We start from the raw sequence: 17490 nt of genomic DNA on the forward strand, positions 1-17490 counted from the left end.
AACCAGTTATCCGGTCTTAGCTATCGTTTCCGATAGTTATCCCGATCTTACAGGCAGGTTGCCTACGTGTTACTCACCCGTCCGCCGCTAACTTGTCCCGAAGGACAAATCCGCTCGACTTGCATGTATTAGGCACGCCGCCAGCGTTCGTCCTGAGCCAGGATCAAACTCTCCAAAAAGGTAAACCTTTATTGAAAGCTCAATAGCTCAATTGACTTGCTAGCGAGATTTGCATCTCATTTTTGAACGATTGCTCGTTCGTGCTTCTTCACTCGTTGTTCAGTTTTCAAAGAACAATTTCTACTGATGTTCCCGCCCTCTTTCGAAAGCCGGAAGACCAATATACCATGCTAACATTTCTTTTGCAACTTGTTTTTCTCAAGTTACTTTCGCCTGCTTCTCAGCGGCAACTTTTATAAGATACCACAGATAGCGTAGGCGAGTCAACCCAAAATCCGAATGTATTTTTCTCCCACTAGAGTACCGTTAATTTCAAACATATGAGCATGAGGACGCCAGGCACCCCCAGTACAGTTACTGTTGCTAATGTTGCAGTATTAATCGGCAATTCCACATTCGTGTAAGCACTAAGCAAGCTCATTACATATAGAATGAAAGCAGCAAAAGCAATATTCAGTCCAATTGCGGACAACCATCTGCCTGCACGGCGATTTCTAAACAAGATGATCACAAGCATTAAAGAGGAGAGCGCCAGCAATCCCCACATCACATATTTGAGATACACGGTCACACCTCCATTAACCGATCATTGTCTATCAAATTAATTTTCTGCTTTTTCGCCTGCTTAATTAACATTTCAAATCGTTTCTCCGCGGCCTCTAATGCATATATAGCATAATCCACTTGATCTTTATCCAAAGCAAATTCGAAATGCGCCTGTGCCGCTACCCAGCTCTGATGAGCAGTACGTATTTCTTGAATAAGCATCTGCTTGTCCTTCTTAATTGCTTCCTGTTCATGCTTTGTTGATGGATTCCTTTTCCATGGCTTCCCGGTTCCTTGCAGCATTGATTTCATGATCTCGTTCCTCCATTCTAGCATTCATAAGTTATTACTTAATAAATACTGAAGGCAGAACAAGATTAGAACTCTAGCTCCACTTTTCTAAACAGCAAAAAGAGAGCTTCTCAGCTCCCTGGTCATACAACGTGTTGATTTATAATTCCCTACGGCCTTCCATGGCTTTCGTCAGCGTAACTTCATCCGCGTATTCCAAATCGCCTCCGACTGGCAGCCCATGTGCGATGCGAGTGACACGAAGTCCAAAAGACTTTACTAATCTCGACAGATACATCGCTGTCGCTTCTCCCTCGATATTCGGGTTGGTGGCAAGAATTAATTCTTGCACGGTCTCATCGCCTAGTCGTTTGAGAAGCTCTGCGATATGAATCTGATCAGGCCCTATCCCTTCCATCGGGGAAATTGCGCCATGCAGCACGTGATAGTAGCCTTCAAATTCTTTGGTTCGCTCCAATGCTACCAAATCTTTGGGCTCTTGCACGACACAGATGACGGAACCATCCCTGCTTTTATCTTGACAGATGCGGCAGGGGTCGATGTCCGTAATGTTACAGCAAACTGAGCAATAGTGAAGGTTACGTTTCACGTTGACTAGCGCCTTGGCGAAGTCGGTCACATCCTCTTCCTTCATACGAAGGACGTGAAAGGCTAGACGACCCGCCGTTTTGGGACCAACCCCCGGCAAGCGTGAGAAGGCATCGATTAACTTGGCTATCGGTTCGGGGTAATACAACGGAAGTTCTCCTTCATCAAACAGAATCTTGCTCTGGCTGCCCTAGAATAATCCTGGGATGTTCATACCGCCAGTAAATTTGCCCATATCTTTGTTCGCTAGTTCTTCCGCTTTGGTCATCGCGTCATTAACAGCAGTAAGCACGAGGTCTTGCAGCATTTCCACGTCATCTGGATCTACAGCTTCCGGTTTAATCGTAATGCTTTGCACTTTCTTATGACCGTTCACGATGACAGTAACGACGCCACCGCCAGCTGTTCCTTCAATTGACTTCGTTCCTAGTTCTTCTTGCGCTTTCATCATTTGTTCTTGCATTTTTTTCACTTGTTTCATCATTTGGTTCATGTTATTCATTGTAGGTAGCTCCCTCGTTATTAATCTTCTTTTATGGTGACTAAATCTTCACCAAACAGCTGAATAGCTTCAGAAATCCATTCTTCTTTGGCGACGGTACCAGTACCGTCCTCTGCCTCAAGCTCCATAATCTCTGGAGGTGAGGCTGCAGCCTCATTCTGAGCATCATCCCATTCCTTGCGCATGATGGTGAGCAAGCGATACGGCTTCCCAAGCACGGAGGTCAAGACCTGCTCAATGAGTAGCTTGTTTTCAGGTTTTTCTGTGGTGTTACGGTGCATTTCATTTTTGAACGCGACTAGAACCGCATCCTCTAACGTAGAAACGAGATCGCCGTTAACAAACCATGCATGAACTGTAATTTTCTTTTCTTTGACCTGGCCAAGCACTTGGCTCCACTTCATCAGCGCTGCCTTCGTCTCAGGCGAATCAACTGCTTTTAGATAACCGTCCAGCTTGAGTCCGGATTTTTTCGTTGGAACAGGCGCCAGCGTAGGTCTCTGCGGTTGCGACGATTTGGCAAGTGCGTCTGGCGAAGCCGTTATCCCCGATTTTACCAGTCCTGCTATCTGTTCTTCAAGTTGTTGCAGCTTTTTGGTCATTTGTGCCAGGACATCACCCTGCGGCAATCCGCCTGTACTAGCGGCACTCACGGCATTCAGAGAGCCGCTTAAAGCTTCATTGTGGCCACCGGAAATTTTCATAATTGAAATCTCCAACAGCGTCTGGGGTTGTACCGAATACTTCATTTCACTTTGATAATGATTCAACGTTTCGATGTTGGCCATCATTTCAGCTGGAGTGAAGCGGTTCGCAACTTCTCGCAGTTCTCCCATATCAAAAACACGTTCTGTAATTACCGGTGAATTGGGCACCATACGAACCATGAGCAAATCCCGGAAATAATCGATAAGGTTCTCGATGCATTTATCCGCGCTTTTGCCCTCTTGCATAAACGTGTCAACCAGTTCTAGCGCAGCGCCAAGATCCTTATCTTTGATGGCAAGCACCAGCTTCTTAAATTGATCTGAGGCCACACCGCCAGTGATGGATAAAATGTCTGAGAGCTGCACTTCACCCGTAGCGAAAGATGCAGCCTGATCAAGCAAGCTAAGTGCATCCCGCATCCCTCCATCGGATAGCCGTGCTATATAATGGATCGCTTCTTCGCTAATAGCGATATGCTCCTGATCACATACGTATTGCAAGCGCTGAACCTGCTCATCCATAGAAACCCGCCTGAAATCAAAACGTTGACAGCGTGAAATAATGGTCGCCGGGATTTTATGCGGTTCCGTGGTCGCAAGTATAAACATGACATGAGCCGGAGGCTCCTCCAATGTTTTCAACAAGGCATTAAAAGCCTCGGTCGTGAGCATATGCACTTCATCGATGATGTATACCTTCTGACGCACTTCGGTCGGTGCATATTTGACTTTGTCGCGGATGTCACGAATCTCTTCAACGCCACGATTAGAGGCTGCATCGATTTCAACGACATCCATGACGGCTCCTTCCGTAATTCGCTGACAGGCAGAGCATTCGTTGCACGGTTCCTCAGCAGGCCCTTTTTCACAGTTGACTGCTTTAGCTAATATTTTGGCTGTACTCGTTTTACCGGTTCCACGTGGTCCATTGAACAAGTAAGCGTGTGTTAGGCGATTTTCTCTCAGGGAATTTTGCAGCGTCTGCGTAATATGCTTCTGTCCTACGACTTCACGAAACGTCTGGGATCTCCAAGTTCGGTATAGAGCAATATGTGCCATAAAGTTCCTCTCCAATAATCCTGCATAGAACTATTGAACTTATTATACTATAACCATTTCAGGGATGAAATAGAGGATCAGGCATACGGGATGCTGATCGTGAATGTTGTCCCGTAACCTTTGGATGAAACGCGAATGCTTCCGCCCATATCATGGATGATCCGTTGGCACACAGAGAGCCCCAATCCGGTCCCTGTATCTTTGGTCGTGAAAAACGGATCAAAAATTTTATCAATGACAAACATAGGAATCCCCGTACCCGTGTCATGAATGTCGATACAGACATTGCGTTCGGCCGTGTCTACTTTCTCTGTGATCGTCAATATCCCTCCATCCGACATGGCTTCGATGCCATTTTTGCACACATTCAAAAACACCTGCTTCAACAGTTCCTGGTCCGCAATAACTTCCGGAAGATGATAGGAGGCCTCATACTGCAAATGAACATCATAGAGAATGGCTTCGTTATTAATAATGGGTAAAATGCCGCGCAACACCTCAGCAACGTCAATGCGCTCATAGGAAACATGCTTCGGCTTGCTTAGCAGCAGAAACTCATTCACTAGCTCGTTAATCCGATCGATCTCAGACAGCATAACCTCGGTGTAGCTTTTCTCCTTGCTCATCCCCTGCACGTCGAGCGTGCGGCGAAGCACCTGAAGGAACCCTTTGATCGAAGTCAGCGGATTCCGGATCTCATGCGCGGTCCCCGCGGCTATTTGCCCGATCATCGCAAGACGATCGCTTCTTTGAACCATTTCCTCCAGGGAGCGCATATTGGTTACATCTTTGAAAATAATATATGCCCCCACCATATTCCCTTGATTATCTTTGAGCACACTAGAATCAAGCAGAAGCTCGTAGCGCTCATGATTATTCGTCCAAGAAACCGCGTGATTGCGAACTACCATGCCATTCAAAATCGTACGCTCCACCAAGCGATGCTCCGGAGGGACTGTGGCGAACACGTCATCCAAAGACATATTCAAAATGTTCTCGCGATCCATGCCAAGAATACGGCAAGCCATATCGCTGATATCAACTAGAGTGAAGTTCATGCTGATTAACAAGACGCCCAAATTAACATCCTTCAAAAAGGCATCGGAAAACCGCTGAAGTAAATTCAACTGAGCGCCCTCCGTCTGATTCCTCAAGAACATCACGAACATGAGCTTTTCGTTGTGCACAAGTTTAATTATCGAAAATTGATACCCGATTAACTCACCGTTCTTGTTTACAAGGTACCCGTGCGGCCATTCTGCCTGACCTGACTCATCACCGAAATAAACGTCGTACACCTCACGCAGAGGCGCCCTTATTTTAAACAACTGGCTTAAGGGCATGTTCGTAATTTCTTCTGCTGAAAATCCTGTGAATTTCAATAATTGGTATGTTGCCTGCACCACTTTTTCCTCTTCATCCACAATGAGCAAAGAGCTTTGAACACTGTGGTTCAGCAGTTTTCGAACTTTTTCCATGGATATCATGTAATGTTGAGCGTCATCCATTGACAATTCAGCAGCCCCCTTCTCTATCATCGATTATGCAAGCGTTTACAAAAAATTACAATGCTATATTCTTTCTCTTTTCATACAAATTTTTCCTTCACAACCAAAAAAGAAAACGCCAATTTCTTGGCGTCTTGTTGTTTTTCGTATGAGAATGCATCAAAAAAGTAAAACCGTGCACCTGTTATTGATAAAGGGATACGAGCGTACTCTTATCGTTAGCTCAAGTCAGGCAACCCTTCGGCACATGAAACATCTTGCTTACGGCTGCTTCCTTCCAGACCTGACCGGGTTCACAAGCATTCATTGCGAAGGACCTGACTCTCAACACCACGTGTAAAAGCCAGACCACACATCACAGTACCTCTAACAGGAATTCAACCCCGCTACAGCGGATTGCGAGTTACAGGGCACCGCTACCTCCCCGTCTAGCACGGTAAAATAAGTATAGCTGATTCGATAGTAAATAGCAACCGAAGGGAAAACCTACCGAAAAATATGGAATGCCTGCCCTTACCGAACGATTTTCACTTTCACATTATAGCGCGGCATGTTTGTATCTAAAGCCATTTGCGCCTGAGAGCGCAGCTCGTCTACTTGGGCTTCTGTCAAACCGTTCTTTGGTGTTATTTTCACACGAGCTACCGGTCCATTGAACGTTATGCTCGCCTTATCAATCCCCGGAAGCTGAGCGAGAACTGCCTTCATCAGGTTGGTGTCATCATCATAATGATGAAAGGTCGGATTTAAAGGGTCGTTAGGATTCACACTTGTAAGCCCCAAGTAACCGTCGTTCTTATATGACTGCGCCTTGTATGAACCATCTTGCCCAGCTCGGCTGCCGCTGTTTGCGCCACAACCGACAAGTCCCAGCATCAGCAAGGCCGATGCCGCCAGCTTTCCTATGCCAGTGAACACAAAAACACCTCCCTATGGACTCTAAGCCTAAGCTTAGGATGACCAAGGGAGGTTGTCTTATGCTGATTGACGATCAAGTAATTGATGCCAATTAGATGCCGTATTTCTTTTTGAATTTGTCGACACGACCGCCTGCATCGATAAACTTTTGTTTACCTGTGTAGAACGGATGGCAGTTCGAGCAAATCTCAACGCGAAGATTTTGCTTGATGGAGCCAGTCTCGAACACATTACCACATGCGCAAGTCACTGTGGTTACATGATAAGTAGGATGAATCGCTGCTTTCATGTTAGGTTCACCTCTTTCTGCCCTGAATCATTTGCTGAAACAGAGTTAATTAACATACAGTCAGCATTATATCATGCCGGTAAGTCCACATGCAATAACAATCCATAAGGAAAGCGGTGGTTACAGCTTGGCCAAAAGCGACCTTTCCCTCGTATAAAACTCAGGGGTATGGGTGTAAGAGCCTATAACCACATCGGGCAATTCTTCTTCGAAAATTTCCAGCATTGTCTTCATTCCGAGCAATTCACCCTGCGCCTTGGGAATAATGCCGAGATAACTCTCGGGATCAATGTTTAAGTTGCGCATTTGAATCAGTTTTAATCCCGTTCTGCGGACAAAATCAATCATCGCTTCAACTTCTTCTTCCCGGTCTGTGACACCTGGGAATACGAGATAATTGATAGAGGTGATAACTCCTTTGTCCGTTGCATATCGCAGGGACTTCTCCACGTTCTTGAGCGTGTAAGCTCTAGGCTTGTAATAGGCATTATAGTGGTCGTCCAACGCACTGATCGTGCTGACCCGCATCAGATCAAGCCCTGCATCGACGATGCCGCGGATGTGATCCGTAAGGCCGGCATTGGTGTTGATGTTGATGTAGCCCATCTTCGTTTGCTCGCGCACCAGCTTCATCGCTGGGATGATAATCGCAGCTTGTGTGCTTGGCTCGCCTTCGCAGCCTTGTCCGAAGGAGATGATGCTCTCGGGCGTTCGCAAATGCTCGAGCATGATCTGCACAATTTCCTCTACCTCCGGTTTGAAATTCATCCGTGTTTGGGGAGCTGGGAAGCCGCTGTCGTCCGGTTGTTCAGAAATGCAGCCGAAACAGCCTGCGTTGCAGGAATACGAGACGGGGACCGCACCTTCCCAGCGTTGCAGGAAGGTGTTCGAGGCCGTTAAGCACTCATACCCTAATGCGCAGTTGGAAAGATGCTTGTACAATCTGTTCTCCGGATACTTCGCAACTAGGCGATTGACTTCAACTTCCAGTTCGCCCTGATCACAGTGAACCGGATTCCAGTAGTACGGATTATCGCTCTGGCGAGCGGCTACATAAAAGCCGTCTTCTTTCCAGACAACCGCTGTATAGCCGAACAACGGAAGAACTTTGGTCTTGTCCGATTTGACGTAACCTGGAAGCAACAGTCGTGTGAAACCTTGAGGCAGGAGAGCGCCCACCGCGTGGTAATCTCCTTCAACTAGCTTCATATCCCCCGTCTCAGCATCTATGCCGACCGGGCGGGTAAATGGAAGACTCACCAGCGTTGCCCCTTCCGGGAGCGGAATGAGCTCTTCTTCCAAAATCTCCGTAATCATCTCTGCATTTCGACCGAGTGCCAAATAATCCGGATGGTCGAATACATTGCCTTGTGGATCTGAATAAACCAAATTCATAGCGGGTACTCCTTCGAGCTTTCGTAAGAGAGCTTTCTTCACAACGTATGCTTTTAAACTTATGATGCGGAGTTCTTGACTTTGCTTTCTTTAGCTTTGCTGCTTCCTGCGGATGAACCGGCGGAAGGTGAAGCCAATGAGTCCAAGAACTCTTGATTGGTTTTGGTATCACCCAATTTTTTGATGAAAGCCTCTGTGTATTCATGCGAGTCGTTCATACCTTTGCGCAGCGCCCATATCTTCTCAAGCTCATCCTTGCCAAGCAGCGCTTCTTCACGGCGCGTTCCAGATCTGCGAATATCGATAGCCGGGAAAATACGGCGTTCCGCCATTTTACGGTCGAGATGGATTTCATGATTTCCTGTACCTTTAAATTCTTCATAAATCACATCATCCATACGCGATCCTGTTTCTACCAATGCTGTAGCCAAAATGGTCAGACTGCCGCCTTCCTCAATGTTGCGGGCCGCTCCGAAAAACCGTTTCGGCCGATGGAAAGCACCAGGATCAATACCACCCGACAGCGTTCTGCCAGTTGGCGGCACAACGAGGTTATAGGCTCTAGCCAACCGCGTGATGCTATCGAGAAGGATGACGACATCTTTCTTATGTTCAACTAATCGCATAGCGCGTTCAAGCACAAGTTCCGCCACTTTGATGTGATTCTCAGGAAGCTCGTCAAACGTGGAGGCAACCACTTCCCCTTTGACAGAGCGCTGCATATCGGTAACTTCCTCCGGCCGCTCGTCAATTAGCAATACAAAAAGTTCAATTTCCGGGTAATTGGTGGAAATACTGTTGGCAATTTCTTTGAGAAGCAACGTTTTCCCTGCTTTTGGGGGGGCTACGATCAAACCGCGCTGGCCAAGGCCAACTGGTGCCAGTAAATCCATAATACGCGTGGAAAGCTTGTTAGGGGCCGTTTCGAGTGTCACTCGGATTTGCGGGTAAAGTGGTGTTAACGCTGGGAAATGGAGACGCTCCGCAGCCGTTTCCGGCTTTTCGCCGTTGACCGCTTCTACTTGTAGAAGGCCAAAGTACCGTTCATTTTCCTTTGGAGGCCGACATTTGCCTGACACGATGTCTCCGGACCTCAAATCGAATTTCCGGATCTGAGATGCCGAAATATATATGTCCTCTGAACTCGGAAGGTAGTTAATCGGTCGTAAGAAACCGAAGCCCTCCTGAAGAATTTCAAGGACACCTTGCATAAACATCAGACCGCTCTCAGCAGCTTGCGCTCGCAAAATAGCAAAAATAAGTTCTTTTTTCTTAAGCTGCCCATAATAAGGAATCTGGTGCTTTTTGGCCAGCTTATATAAATCGGTAAGCTTGAGGACTTCAAGCTCAGCAAGTTGCATGCTCATTCCTTTTCAACCACCAAACTATTAAATTTTCAATTGGATTCTAGCATTGCCTGACTCTTGGAACTTTATTCCTCGCTTTCACGCCAAACCTCTGCTCCCAGCGAAGACAGATTAAAGACTAAATTCTCGTAGCCTCGATCAATGAACTCCACACCGGAAACTTCGGTGATGCCGCCACTGCGAACACTGAGGCCCGCAATTACAAGCGCAGCGCCTGCGCGCAAGTCAGTTGCCCTTACTTTGGCCGAGCTAAGCTGAGAACCTTCGATGATCGCAGATCGACCCTCAACCTTCATCTTTGCTCCCATACGCACTAATTCAGGAATATGCTTGAATCGATTGCTGTAGACATGATCCGTTAATATGCTGACTCCGCGGGCCTGCGTAAGCAAAGTAGCCATTGGAGATTGTAAATCCGTTGCGAATCCAGGGTAAACGAGTGCTTTTACGTCCACACTCTCATATTCAGGCTGTCCTACGACACGAATAGATTCATCCATTTCATAAATGTGGACTCCCATTTCCTGCAATTTAGCGGTAAGAGCTTCCATATGCTTAGGGATGACGTTGTCCACCGTCACATCTCCGCGAGTAGCCGCCGCGGCTATCATATACGTTCCCGCTTGAATGCGATCAGGGATGATCGAATGGCGGCAACCATGCATTTCTGTAACGCCTTCGATGCGGATTGTTTCCGTCCCCGCACCCTTAATCTTGGCTCCCATTGAGTTTAACAAGGTAGCCACATCTATAATTTCAGGCTCTTTGGCCGCATTTTCAATTAAGGTAGAGCCTTTGGCACGAGATGCCGCAAGCATAATATTAATCGTGGCGCCTACACTCGCCATGTCCAGATATATCTTCGCCCCGCGCAATTCCTTGGCGCGAATTCGTAATGCGCCATTTTCATTGCTGACTTCGGCGCCTAAAGCCTCAAAGCCTTTAATATGCAGATCTATCGGACGAGGTTCAAAATTGCAACCGCCGGGCAGCCCAATTGTCGCCTCTCCGAATCTACCAAGCAGCGCCCCCATCAAATAATAGGATGCTCTCAGCTTCTTCACCTTGCCGTTAGGCATTGGCAGAGATTTCATTGCACTCGGATCAATCGTCATCCGATCCTCGTTCCAATCAATCATTGCGCCTAAATCCGTTAAAATTTCTGTATATGTAGCCACATCGCTAAGATGCGGCAGATTATCCAATGTCACCGACGTTTCCGCAAGAATCGCAGCCGGAATCAACGCGATCGCGCTGTTCTTAGCTCCGCTAATTTGAATCGTTCCCCGTAGTGGACGGCCTCCGACCACCATCAATTTCTCCAACATGATTCTCCCCCTACATCAGGTGCCTGCTGTCTGTGAAATAGGACAGAACTGTCCCTTGAAAAAAACAGAAGAGGGAAACGCAATAACATGACTCAAACGGACGACAATAGTCGTTCGTCGTCCGTTTGAGTATGCATGCATTTCCCACAATATCTATACAATTGGAATTAAGCTTGATTGCTGCTTCCGAACAATTGAATTTTGGATTTTACTACGTCTAACATGGCTTTGCGACCTGGGATAAGATACTTGCGAGGATCGTATACTTTCGCATCTTTGTTCAGCACTTCACGAATTGTTTCTGTGAGGGCTACTTGGTTCTCTGTGTTCACGTTGATTTTACCAACGCCAGCTGCGATGGATTTACGAATCATTTCGTCTGGCACGCCGGATCCGCCGTGCAATACAACAGGAACTGGAATCGCTTTGGAAACTGCTTCGATAATATCGAAATGAATGTTTGGCTCGCCAGCGTACATACCGTGTGCTGTACCTACAGCGATCGCCAAGCAGTCAACGCCTGTTTCTTCATAGAAACGGATTGCTTCTTCTGGTTTCGCAAGGTTTGCATGCTCTTCGTCAACGCTGATGTCATCCTCAACGCCGCCGATTGTTCCAAGCTCACCCTCAACGGATACGCCCATTGCACGAGCAGCTTTAACAACTTCTTTAGTCAAGCGAATGTTTTCTTCGAAAGAGTAGTGGGAACCATCAAACATTACGGAGCTGAATCCTGCACGGATACATTTCATAGCCACTTCAAAAGAACTGCCATGATCCAAGTGCAGAGCAATCGGCAAACCGGATTTTTTAGCTGCTGCCTCGGCAATAGCTACCGTATACTCAATACCCATATATTTCAGTGCGCCTTCGCTAACACCATAGATGAATGGGGATTGAAGTTCGATCGCTGCGTCAACAATCGCTTGAGCAAATTCGAGGTTGTTCATATTGAACTGGCCCACCGCAAATTTATTCGCTTTTGCTTTAGGTAAAAACTCATTCATTGAAACCAATGCCATGTTTCTCTTCCTCCTAGAACCTGTAGTAGATGCGTAAACCGCTCTTTGTCATACCTGAGTATTATAGCACATAAATTTTCAAATGATAACCAAGCCCATACGAAATACAAACAAAAAAGACCCTAAAATTAGGATCCCACTGCAAAACCACTGCTTGATTCATTATTCAATTGCTTGTTTACGGCCATACGCAGTTCATCGATATCAAAAGGCTTCGTGAAATGCATGATCGCTCCAAGGTCCGTCGCTTCTTTGATCATATCAAGCTCTCCGTAGGCCGTCATCATGATGACTTTGATGGATGGGTCAATTTGCTTAACATGTTTTAAAATATCCAGACCATCCATACCAGGAATCTTCATATCCAGTAAAACAATGTCGGGCGAGGAGTTCTTAACAATCTCTAAAGCCAGCTTACCGTTCGATGCTTGATAGGTATCGTATCCTTCGTTGCTGAACACTTCCATAAGCAATACGCGAATTCCGTTTTGATCATCGACAATCAGTACTTTCTTTTTCATAAGCTCGGTTCCCTCCCGAAAACGAATAACGACTCCCTACTTCTATGTGAATGTATGATATTCGCTATCCGTCTTCGTTTTCCTTCTCGGAAACCTATTTTATTGAAAACTTTTACAAATAAGATATTTTTCAGGAAACCTGATAAGCAGACGATTAATTAGCGCTAGAGCTGCATGGAAGCTTTCACAAACTCACGGAATAACGGCTGCGGTCGGTTAGGACGCGATGTAAATTCCGGATGGAATTGAACCGCCAGGAACCAAGGATGGTCTGGAACTTCGATCATTTCCACTAATCGGCCATCCGGCGATGTGCCGGAGATACGCAGGCCCGCCTTTTCAATCAACTCGCGGTATTCATTGTTAAACTCGTACCGGTGGCGATGTCTTTCATAGACAAGCTCGTCATTATAGGAAGCGGCAGCCAGCGAGCCGGGAACGAGCTTGCAAGGATATAGACCAAGGCGCATCGTGCCGCCCAAATTCTCGATATCCTTCTGCTCCGGCAACAAATCGATAACCGGATAAGCGGTCGTCGGGTTAATCTCGGAGCTATTCGCGCCCTCAAGCCCAACAACGGAACGCGCATACTCAATTACGGCAACCTGCATCCCAAGGCAAATGCCGAAGAAAGGAATCTTCTGCTCCCGCGCATAGCGAATGGCAGATACTTTACCTTCAATTCCACGGTCACCGAATCCGCCAGGCACAAGGATACCTTGCACACCGCCGAGAAGCTCATCCACGTTATGATCATACAGTTCCTCAGCATTCACCCAACGAATGTTAATCTCTGATTCATTGTCAATTCCCGCATGACCCAGCGCTTCCACAATACTGAGGTAAGCGTCATGAAGAGCGACATATTTGCCGACAATCGCGATCTCTGTTTTCTTAGTAAGGGATTTGACCTTGCGCACAAGACTTTCCCATTCGCTCATGTCAGGTTCGTTCGTTTTGAGTTTCAGATGATTGACGACATAATCGTCAAGCCCTTGCTCTCTTAGCATCATAGGCACTTCATATAAGGTCTCTGCATCCTTACATTCAATGACAGCTGCCGGGTCAATGTCGCAGAACAACGCCAGCTTGCGCTTCATTTCCTCTGTAAGGGAATGCTCGGTACGGCAAACGATGACATGAGGCTGGATGCCCAGTCCGCGCAGTTCTTTTACACTATGCTGTGTCGGCTTCGTCTTCACTTCGCCTGCAGCTTTAATATAGGGGATCAACGTAACATGAATGTACATCACATTCTCGCGTCCGATGTCATTTTTCATCTGGCGAATGGCTTCAAGGAACGGTAAACTTTCGATATCACCCACGGTACCGCCGATCTCCGTGATGACAACGTCGGATTGCGCTTCACGACCTGCGCGCAGGACGCGATCTTTAATCTCATTCGTAATATGCGGGATCACCTGAACGGTTCCACCCAAGTACTCGCCTCTGCGCTCCTTGGTAATAACCGAAGAGTATACTTTCCCGGATGTTACGTTGGAGCTTTTGGAGAGATTAATATCAATAAAACGTTCATAATGGCCTAAATCCAGATCCGTCTCTGCGCCGTCATCGGTTACGAATACTTCTCCGTGTTGATAAGGACTCATCGTCCCTGGGTCCACGTTAATGTATGGATCAAACTTTTGAATCGTAACTTTCAGACCTCTGTTCTTCAGCAGTCTGCCTAAGGAAGCTGCCGTAATTCCTTTGCCAAGGGAAGAAACTACGCCTCCCGTAACGAAAATATATTTTGTCACTATGTACGCCTCCTAAGATTTTAGTGTGTGCAAACACTTACTTTATTAAGTAGGAGTTTAAAAAGTTCGCTTTCAGAACCGAGAAGGTTGGACGATGTCCGGAGAAGAAGGAACGGAGCGTAGTGATTTGCTACGTGAGTACCGGACTTCCTGGATTCGTCCAAGATTCGATGCCGAGTTGCTTCCTGAATGACTTCGTTATGAGATAAACCTATATCGAAGTCACTCGAAGAGGAGCGACCGCGTTCAGATGTAGGTTTATTCGCCAATCAGAAGATCGTCTGATGTGGACAAAGTGAACTTTTTAAACAACCTCTGTAAGTATTTGCTAAGGTTAATGCCAGACATCTGGCTTTGTACGCAAAGTTATGACTGTTATTTAGTGTCTGCAAAAAAAAGGGTTTCATGTTAAAACCATCAAGAAACTCCTACAAAAAAACAAAAAAAGTGACACCCGTAGTGACGGGGCACTTTTCGAACGCTGTCGCGATTTGTTAAGATTCTTTTAAAGCCCATGCAATAGTTTACTCTGAACGGACATGGACTGTCAAGACAAGTTATTTGTCGTCTTCATCCTCATCGTCGAAGTCTTCTTCCTCTTCCTCTTCCTCTTCGAGTTCCTCATCGGTTTCTTCGATGCCGGAATCGCCGAGATCTTCTTCCTCGATCTCTTCGTCCTCGAAGAATTCAGAATCCTCTTCGGCTTCTTCTTCATTTTCGGTACCGAAAGCATCGTACTCTTCTTCTTCCGCGTAGGTATCTTCTTCTTCCTCCGCGTAGATGTCCTCATCCAAATCATCATCTTCGTCGTTAATGATTCTAGGACGCTTCGCGTTACCTACAGCATCGTCGGACTTCTCAACCGGGTACCAACGTTTAAGCCCCCACAGGTTAGAGCCTACGCAAGCGAACCGACCATCAATGTTGATTTCTGTATATAATTGGGCAATTACTTGCATGACGTGATCGTCAGAGAGCCCTTTAATTTTTGCAATTTCTGCCATCAGGTCACGGTAGTAAAATGGCGTATTCGCCGACTTCAGCAATTCAAAAGCCAAATCAACCATTGGCATTTCGCGCGCCTGTTCTGCGTTGATTTTAAGTGTATATTCGCTAGCCATCTAAGGCACATCCCTTCGAACGTCATCTTCAAGATTCTATCATATCCATTATCTTCATTAAGTAAAACCTATTTTTTCTAAAATTGCAACTATCCACTTGTAAGAAAGCCAAGCAGGAACCTCCATGAAGGATCCCCGATTATGCAGGCAAAATAAAACAAGCGAAGGTCCCCCTCCGCTTGCGACTGTATCCTCAGGAATCGGTGCGCCAGGGGGCGCATCCGTTTCCACCACCTGAGAAAGAGACACTCCTGCCGCGCCTCTCTATTCATCCTATGTAAAACCTACGCATCTGACACGGCTTCGAACCCATTTATTTCACAAAAAGGCGATGACACGGTCAGGCATAATGACCTGTACATAAGATAGGGGAGATTCGAATCTACGCTGTCACGGGGGGATGGCACTATGGATACAGCCACCTTTCTTCATATGCTTCATGAGGAAATCGGCCTCACCAAGCACTCTGGCAAAAAGCACATTATCCATTTCGTGGCGGCGAAGGATTACTACGCTTGCAGCTCACAACTGAAGCGAATGAAGTCCACCCTCGTCCACCTCTCCAAAGTCCGCGACCTCCGTATCATTCATGCTTTTTCTTGCACGCTGCGCACTGACACTAAACTGAAGTCTATCTCCGGCGCCCATATTATCGAAGAGGACACTAAGGTTACTGTTCATCAAATCATTAGCAAGAAATCGGCCGTAAAACGCGGAAACATCTATGCCGGTTCTCAAATCATCCCTTGGGGCGTCAATCAGGTCGGCGCGCCCGAAGCATGGAGCAAATCATCAGGCCAGCGCGTGCGAATTGGGGTGATTGATACGGGAATCGACTATAATCATCCTGATTTACGGAATTCCATTTCGCACGGCATCAATTTATTAAACCGCAACATGCTGCCCTTTGACGATAACGGGCACGGCACACATATTGCGGGGACAATCGCTGCCGCAAGCCGGAATTCGGGCATCGTCGGCGTCGCTCCGAAGTCAATCGTCCATCCGGTCAAAGCGTTTGACTACAACGGAAGCGCTTATGTGTCCGACATTATCGCAGGTATCGATTGGTGTGTTCAAAACGACCTCGATGTAATTAACATGAGTTTCGGCATGAAAACCTATAATCGTTCTTTGGAGCATGCCGTCATTAATGCTTTTTATCAGGGTAAAATCATTGTGGCCTCTTCGGGCAATGATGGGAAACGCAAAACGGTGGACTACCCTGCCCGGTTCCCACAGGTTGTTTCTGTAGGTGCGACGACCCGCCTTGGCAAAATCGCTCCCTTCAGCAATCGCGGAAAACAAATTGATGTGTACGCACCAGGGGAGCGCATCTATTCTTCCTGGCTCCATGGCAAATACCATGAACTCAGCGGCACCTCGATGGCCACCGCCCATGTCAGCGGCGTTATCGCCTTGATGTTATCCATCAAGCCTAGCCTTGGGCCGATGCAGATCAAAAGCATTGTGAGGCGCTGCGCGAACAGCCTGAGCAAGCGTGAAAGCACGCGCTGGCGGCCCGGGCAGATCAATGCCCGGCGCGCGCTCAGCGCGCTGAAATAGAGATGGCGAATGCCAAGCTCCGGTAGGGGGCGAGCGGAGTTCCAGCGAAGTTCCGGTGGAGCTTATGTAGCGCCCTTTTGGGGCGTTACAGCTGGCGAAATCTCGCGCAGGCCTGGAATTCAGCTGTGTAGCGCCCTTTTGGGGCGTTAGAGGAGTGCGAACATCCAGTGGAGCTTATGTAGCGCCCTTTTGGGGCGTTAGAGGAGTGCGAACATCCAGCGGAGCTTATGTAGCGCCCTTTTGGGGCGTTAGAGGAGTGCGAACATCCGAGTGTGCTTCTGTAGCGCCCTTTTGGGGCGTTAGAGGAGTGCGAACATCCGGCGGAGCTTATGTAGCGCCCTTTTGGGGCGTTACAGGAGTGCGAACATCCGGGTTTGCTTCTGTAGCGCCCTTTTGGGGCGTTACAGGAGTGCGAACATCCAGGTGAGCCCTCTGTAGCGCCTTTTTGGGGCCTTACAGGAGTGCGAATACCCGGTTGAGCTTCTGTAACGCCCTTTTGGGGCGTTACAGCTGAGCGAACATCCGAGTGTGCTTCTGTAGCGCCCTTTTGGGACGTTAGAGCTGAGCGAACATCCGGTGGAGCTTCTGTAGCGCCCTTTTGGGGCGTTAGAGCTGAGCGAACATCCGGTGGAGCTTCTGTAGCGCCCTTTTGGGGCGTTACCAGCTGGCGAATATCCGGTTGAGCTTCTGTAACGCCCTTTTGGGGCGTTACAGCTGGCGAAATCTCGCGCAGGCTTGGAATTCAGCTGTGTAGCGCCCTTTTAGGGCGTTACACGAGTGCGAACATCCGGTTGAGCTTCT

General features: G+C 47.4%; 16 protein-coding genes, 1 rRNA gene and 1 other RNA gene. 1 reads left to right on the plus strand and 17 read right to left on the minus strand.

Annotated elements, in window-relative coordinates:
* From ABRS97_RS08500 to rpoE, 17 genes are all read right to left on the minus strand, one after another.
* Positions 1-179, minus strand: a 16S ribosomal RNA gene (locus ABRS97_RS08500); the annotation flags it as partial.
* A gap of 296 nt (positions 180-475) precedes the next feature.
* Positions 476-745: a pro-sigmaK processing inhibitor BofA family protein gene (locus ABRS97_RS08505; RefSeq protein WP_367812899.1), complete on the minus strand. Its 270-nt coding sequence runs from the start codon at positions 743-745 to the stop codon at positions 476-478.
* 2 nt (positions 746-747) lie between these two features.
* On the minus strand, positions 748-1038 hold the full coding sequence (locus tag ABRS97_RS08510) for a DUF2508 family protein (RefSeq protein WP_367812901.1): 291 nt from the start codon (positions 1036-1038) through the stop codon (positions 748-750).
* Between the two features lie 139 nt (positions 1039-1177).
* Positions 1178-1774, minus strand: coding sequence for a recombination mediator RecR (gene recR, locus ABRS97_RS08515; protein ID WP_367812902.1), 597 nt, complete (start codon positions 1772-1774; stop codon positions 1178-1180).
* A gap of 42 nt (positions 1775-1816) precedes the next feature.
* On the minus strand, positions 1817-2128 hold the full coding sequence (locus tag ABRS97_RS08520; protein ID WP_367812903.1) for a YbaB/EbfC family nucleoid-associated protein: 312 nt from the start codon (positions 2126-2128) through the stop codon (positions 1817-1819).
* A 20-nt stretch (positions 2129-2148) separates the two neighbouring features.
* The gene (gene dnaX, locus ABRS97_RS08525) at positions 2149-3894 is read right to left on the minus strand and encodes a DNA polymerase III subunit gamma/tau (protein ID WP_367812905.1); all 1746 of its coding nucleotides are present in this window, start codon (positions 3892-3894) and stop codon (positions 2149-2151) included.
* Positions 3895-3971: 77 nt separating this feature from the next.
* Complete coding sequence (locus ABRS97_RS08530; protein ID WP_483312431.1) at positions 3972-5408, minus strand: ATP-binding protein; 1437 nt, start codon at positions 5406-5408, stop codon at positions 3972-3974.
* Between the two features lie 167 nt (positions 5409-5575).
* Positions 5576-5839: signal recognition particle sRNA large type (ffs, locus tag ABRS97_RS08540), an RNA gene on the minus strand.
* A gap of 76 nt (positions 5840-5915) precedes the next feature.
* Entirely contained in the window at positions 5916-6320 is a 405-nt protein-coding gene (locus ABRS97_RS08545; RefSeq protein ID WP_367812907.1) for a hypothetical protein, read from the minus strand.
* Positions 6321-6411: 91 nt separating this feature from the next.
* Positions 6412-6609: a 50S ribosomal protein L31 gene (gene rpmE / locus ABRS97_RS08550; RefSeq protein ID WP_188175736.1), complete on the minus strand. Its 198-nt coding sequence runs from the start codon at positions 6607-6609 to the stop codon at positions 6412-6414.
* A gap of 120 nt (positions 6610-6729) precedes the next feature.
* Positions 6730-8004, minus strand: a complete 1275-nt coding sequence (locus ABRS97_RS08555; protein WP_367812909.1) for a radical SAM family protein — start codon at positions 8002-8004, stop codon at positions 6730-6732.
* A 59-nt stretch (positions 8005-8063) separates the two neighbouring features.
* Entirely contained in the window at positions 8064-9371 is a 1308-nt protein-coding gene (gene rho, locus ABRS97_RS08560; protein WP_367812911.1) for a transcription termination factor Rho, read from the minus strand.
* A 65-nt stretch (positions 9372-9436) separates the two neighbouring features.
* Positions 9437-10696 (minus strand): UDP-N-acetylglucosamine 1-carboxyvinyltransferase, encoded by a 1260-nt coding sequence (locus ABRS97_RS08565; protein ID WP_367813602.1) that lies wholly within the window; start codon positions 10694-10696, stop codon positions 9437-9439.
* A 170-nt stretch (positions 10697-10866) separates the two neighbouring features.
* On the minus strand, positions 10867-11721 hold the full coding sequence (gene fba, locus ABRS97_RS08570) for a class II fructose-1,6-bisphosphate aldolase (RefSeq protein ID WP_367812913.1): 855 nt from the start codon (positions 11719-11721) through the stop codon (positions 10867-10869).
* A gap of 128 nt (positions 11722-11849) precedes the next feature.
* Positions 11850-12242 (minus strand): response regulator, encoded by a 393-nt coding sequence (locus ABRS97_RS08575; protein ID WP_367812914.1) that lies wholly within the window; start codon positions 12240-12242, stop codon positions 11850-11852.
* 164 nt (positions 12243-12406) lie between these two features.
* Positions 12407-14002: a CTP synthase gene (locus ABRS97_RS08580; protein WP_367812916.1), complete on the minus strand. Its 1596-nt coding sequence runs from the start codon at positions 14000-14002 to the stop codon at positions 12407-12409.
* Positions 14003-14559: 557 nt separating this feature from the next.
* A complete protein-coding gene (gene rpoE, locus ABRS97_RS08585) occupies positions 14560-15123 on the minus strand; it encodes a DNA-directed RNA polymerase subunit delta (protein ID WP_367812918.1) in 564 nt (187 codons plus the stop codon).
* Positions 15124-15531: 408 nt separating this feature from the next.
* Between rpoE and ABRS97_RS08590 the strand changes: the two genes are divergently transcribed.
* Positions 15532-16689, plus strand: coding sequence for a S8 family peptidase (locus tag ABRS97_RS08590; protein WP_367812920.1), 1158 nt, complete (start codon positions 15532-15534; stop codon positions 16687-16689).
* The last annotated feature ends 801 nt before the right edge of the window (positions 16690-17490 follow it).

Origin of the sequence: Paenibacillus tabacirhizosphaerae, from assembly GCF_040812395.1 — a bacterium.
Lineage (GTDB): Bacteria > Bacillota > Bacilli > Paenibacillales > NBRC-103111 > Paenibacillus_E.

What these genes read in the sequence shown, in the direction of transcription:
- ABRS97_RS08510 (WP_367812901.1), bottom strand. Translation starts at nt 1,038, where the DNA reads ATGAAATCAATGCTGCAAGGAACCGGGAAGCCATGGAAAAGGAATCCA.
- ABRS97_RS08520 (WP_367812903.1), bottom strand. Translation starts at nt 2,128, where the DNA reads ATGAATAACATGAACCAAATGATGAAACAAGTGAAAAAAATGCAAGAA.
- dnaX (WP_367812905.1), bottom strand. Translation starts at nt 3,894, where the DNA reads ATGGCACATATTGCTCTATACCGAACTTGGAGATCCCAGACGTTTCGT.
- rpmE (WP_188175736.1), bottom strand. Translation starts at nt 6,609, where the DNA reads ATGAAAGCAGCGATTCATCCTACTTATCATGTAACCACAGTGACTTGC.
- ABRS97_RS08555 (WP_367812909.1), bottom strand. Translation starts at nt 8,004, where the DNA reads ATGAATTTGGTTTATTCAGATCCACAAGGCAATGTATTCGACCATCCG.
- rho (WP_367812911.1), bottom strand. Translation starts at nt 9,371, where the DNA reads ATGAGCATGCAACTTGCTGAGCTTGAAGTCCTCAAGCTTACCGATTTA.
- fba (WP_367812913.1), bottom strand. Translation starts at nt 11,721, where the DNA reads ATGGCATTGGTTTCAATGAATGAGTTTTTACCTAAAGCAAAAGCGAAT.
- ABRS97_RS08575 (WP_367812914.1), bottom strand. Translation starts at nt 12,242, where the DNA reads ATGAAAAAGAAAGTACTGATTGTCGATGATCAAAACGGAATTCGCGTA.
- rpoE (WP_367812918.1), bottom strand. Translation starts at nt 15,123, where the DNA reads ATGGCTAGCGAATATACACTTAAAATCAACGCAGAACAGGCGCGCGAA.
- ABRS97_RS08590 (WP_367812920.1), top strand. Translation starts at nt 15,532, where the DNA reads ATGGATACAGCCACCTTTCTTCATATGCTTCATGAGGAAATCGGCCTC.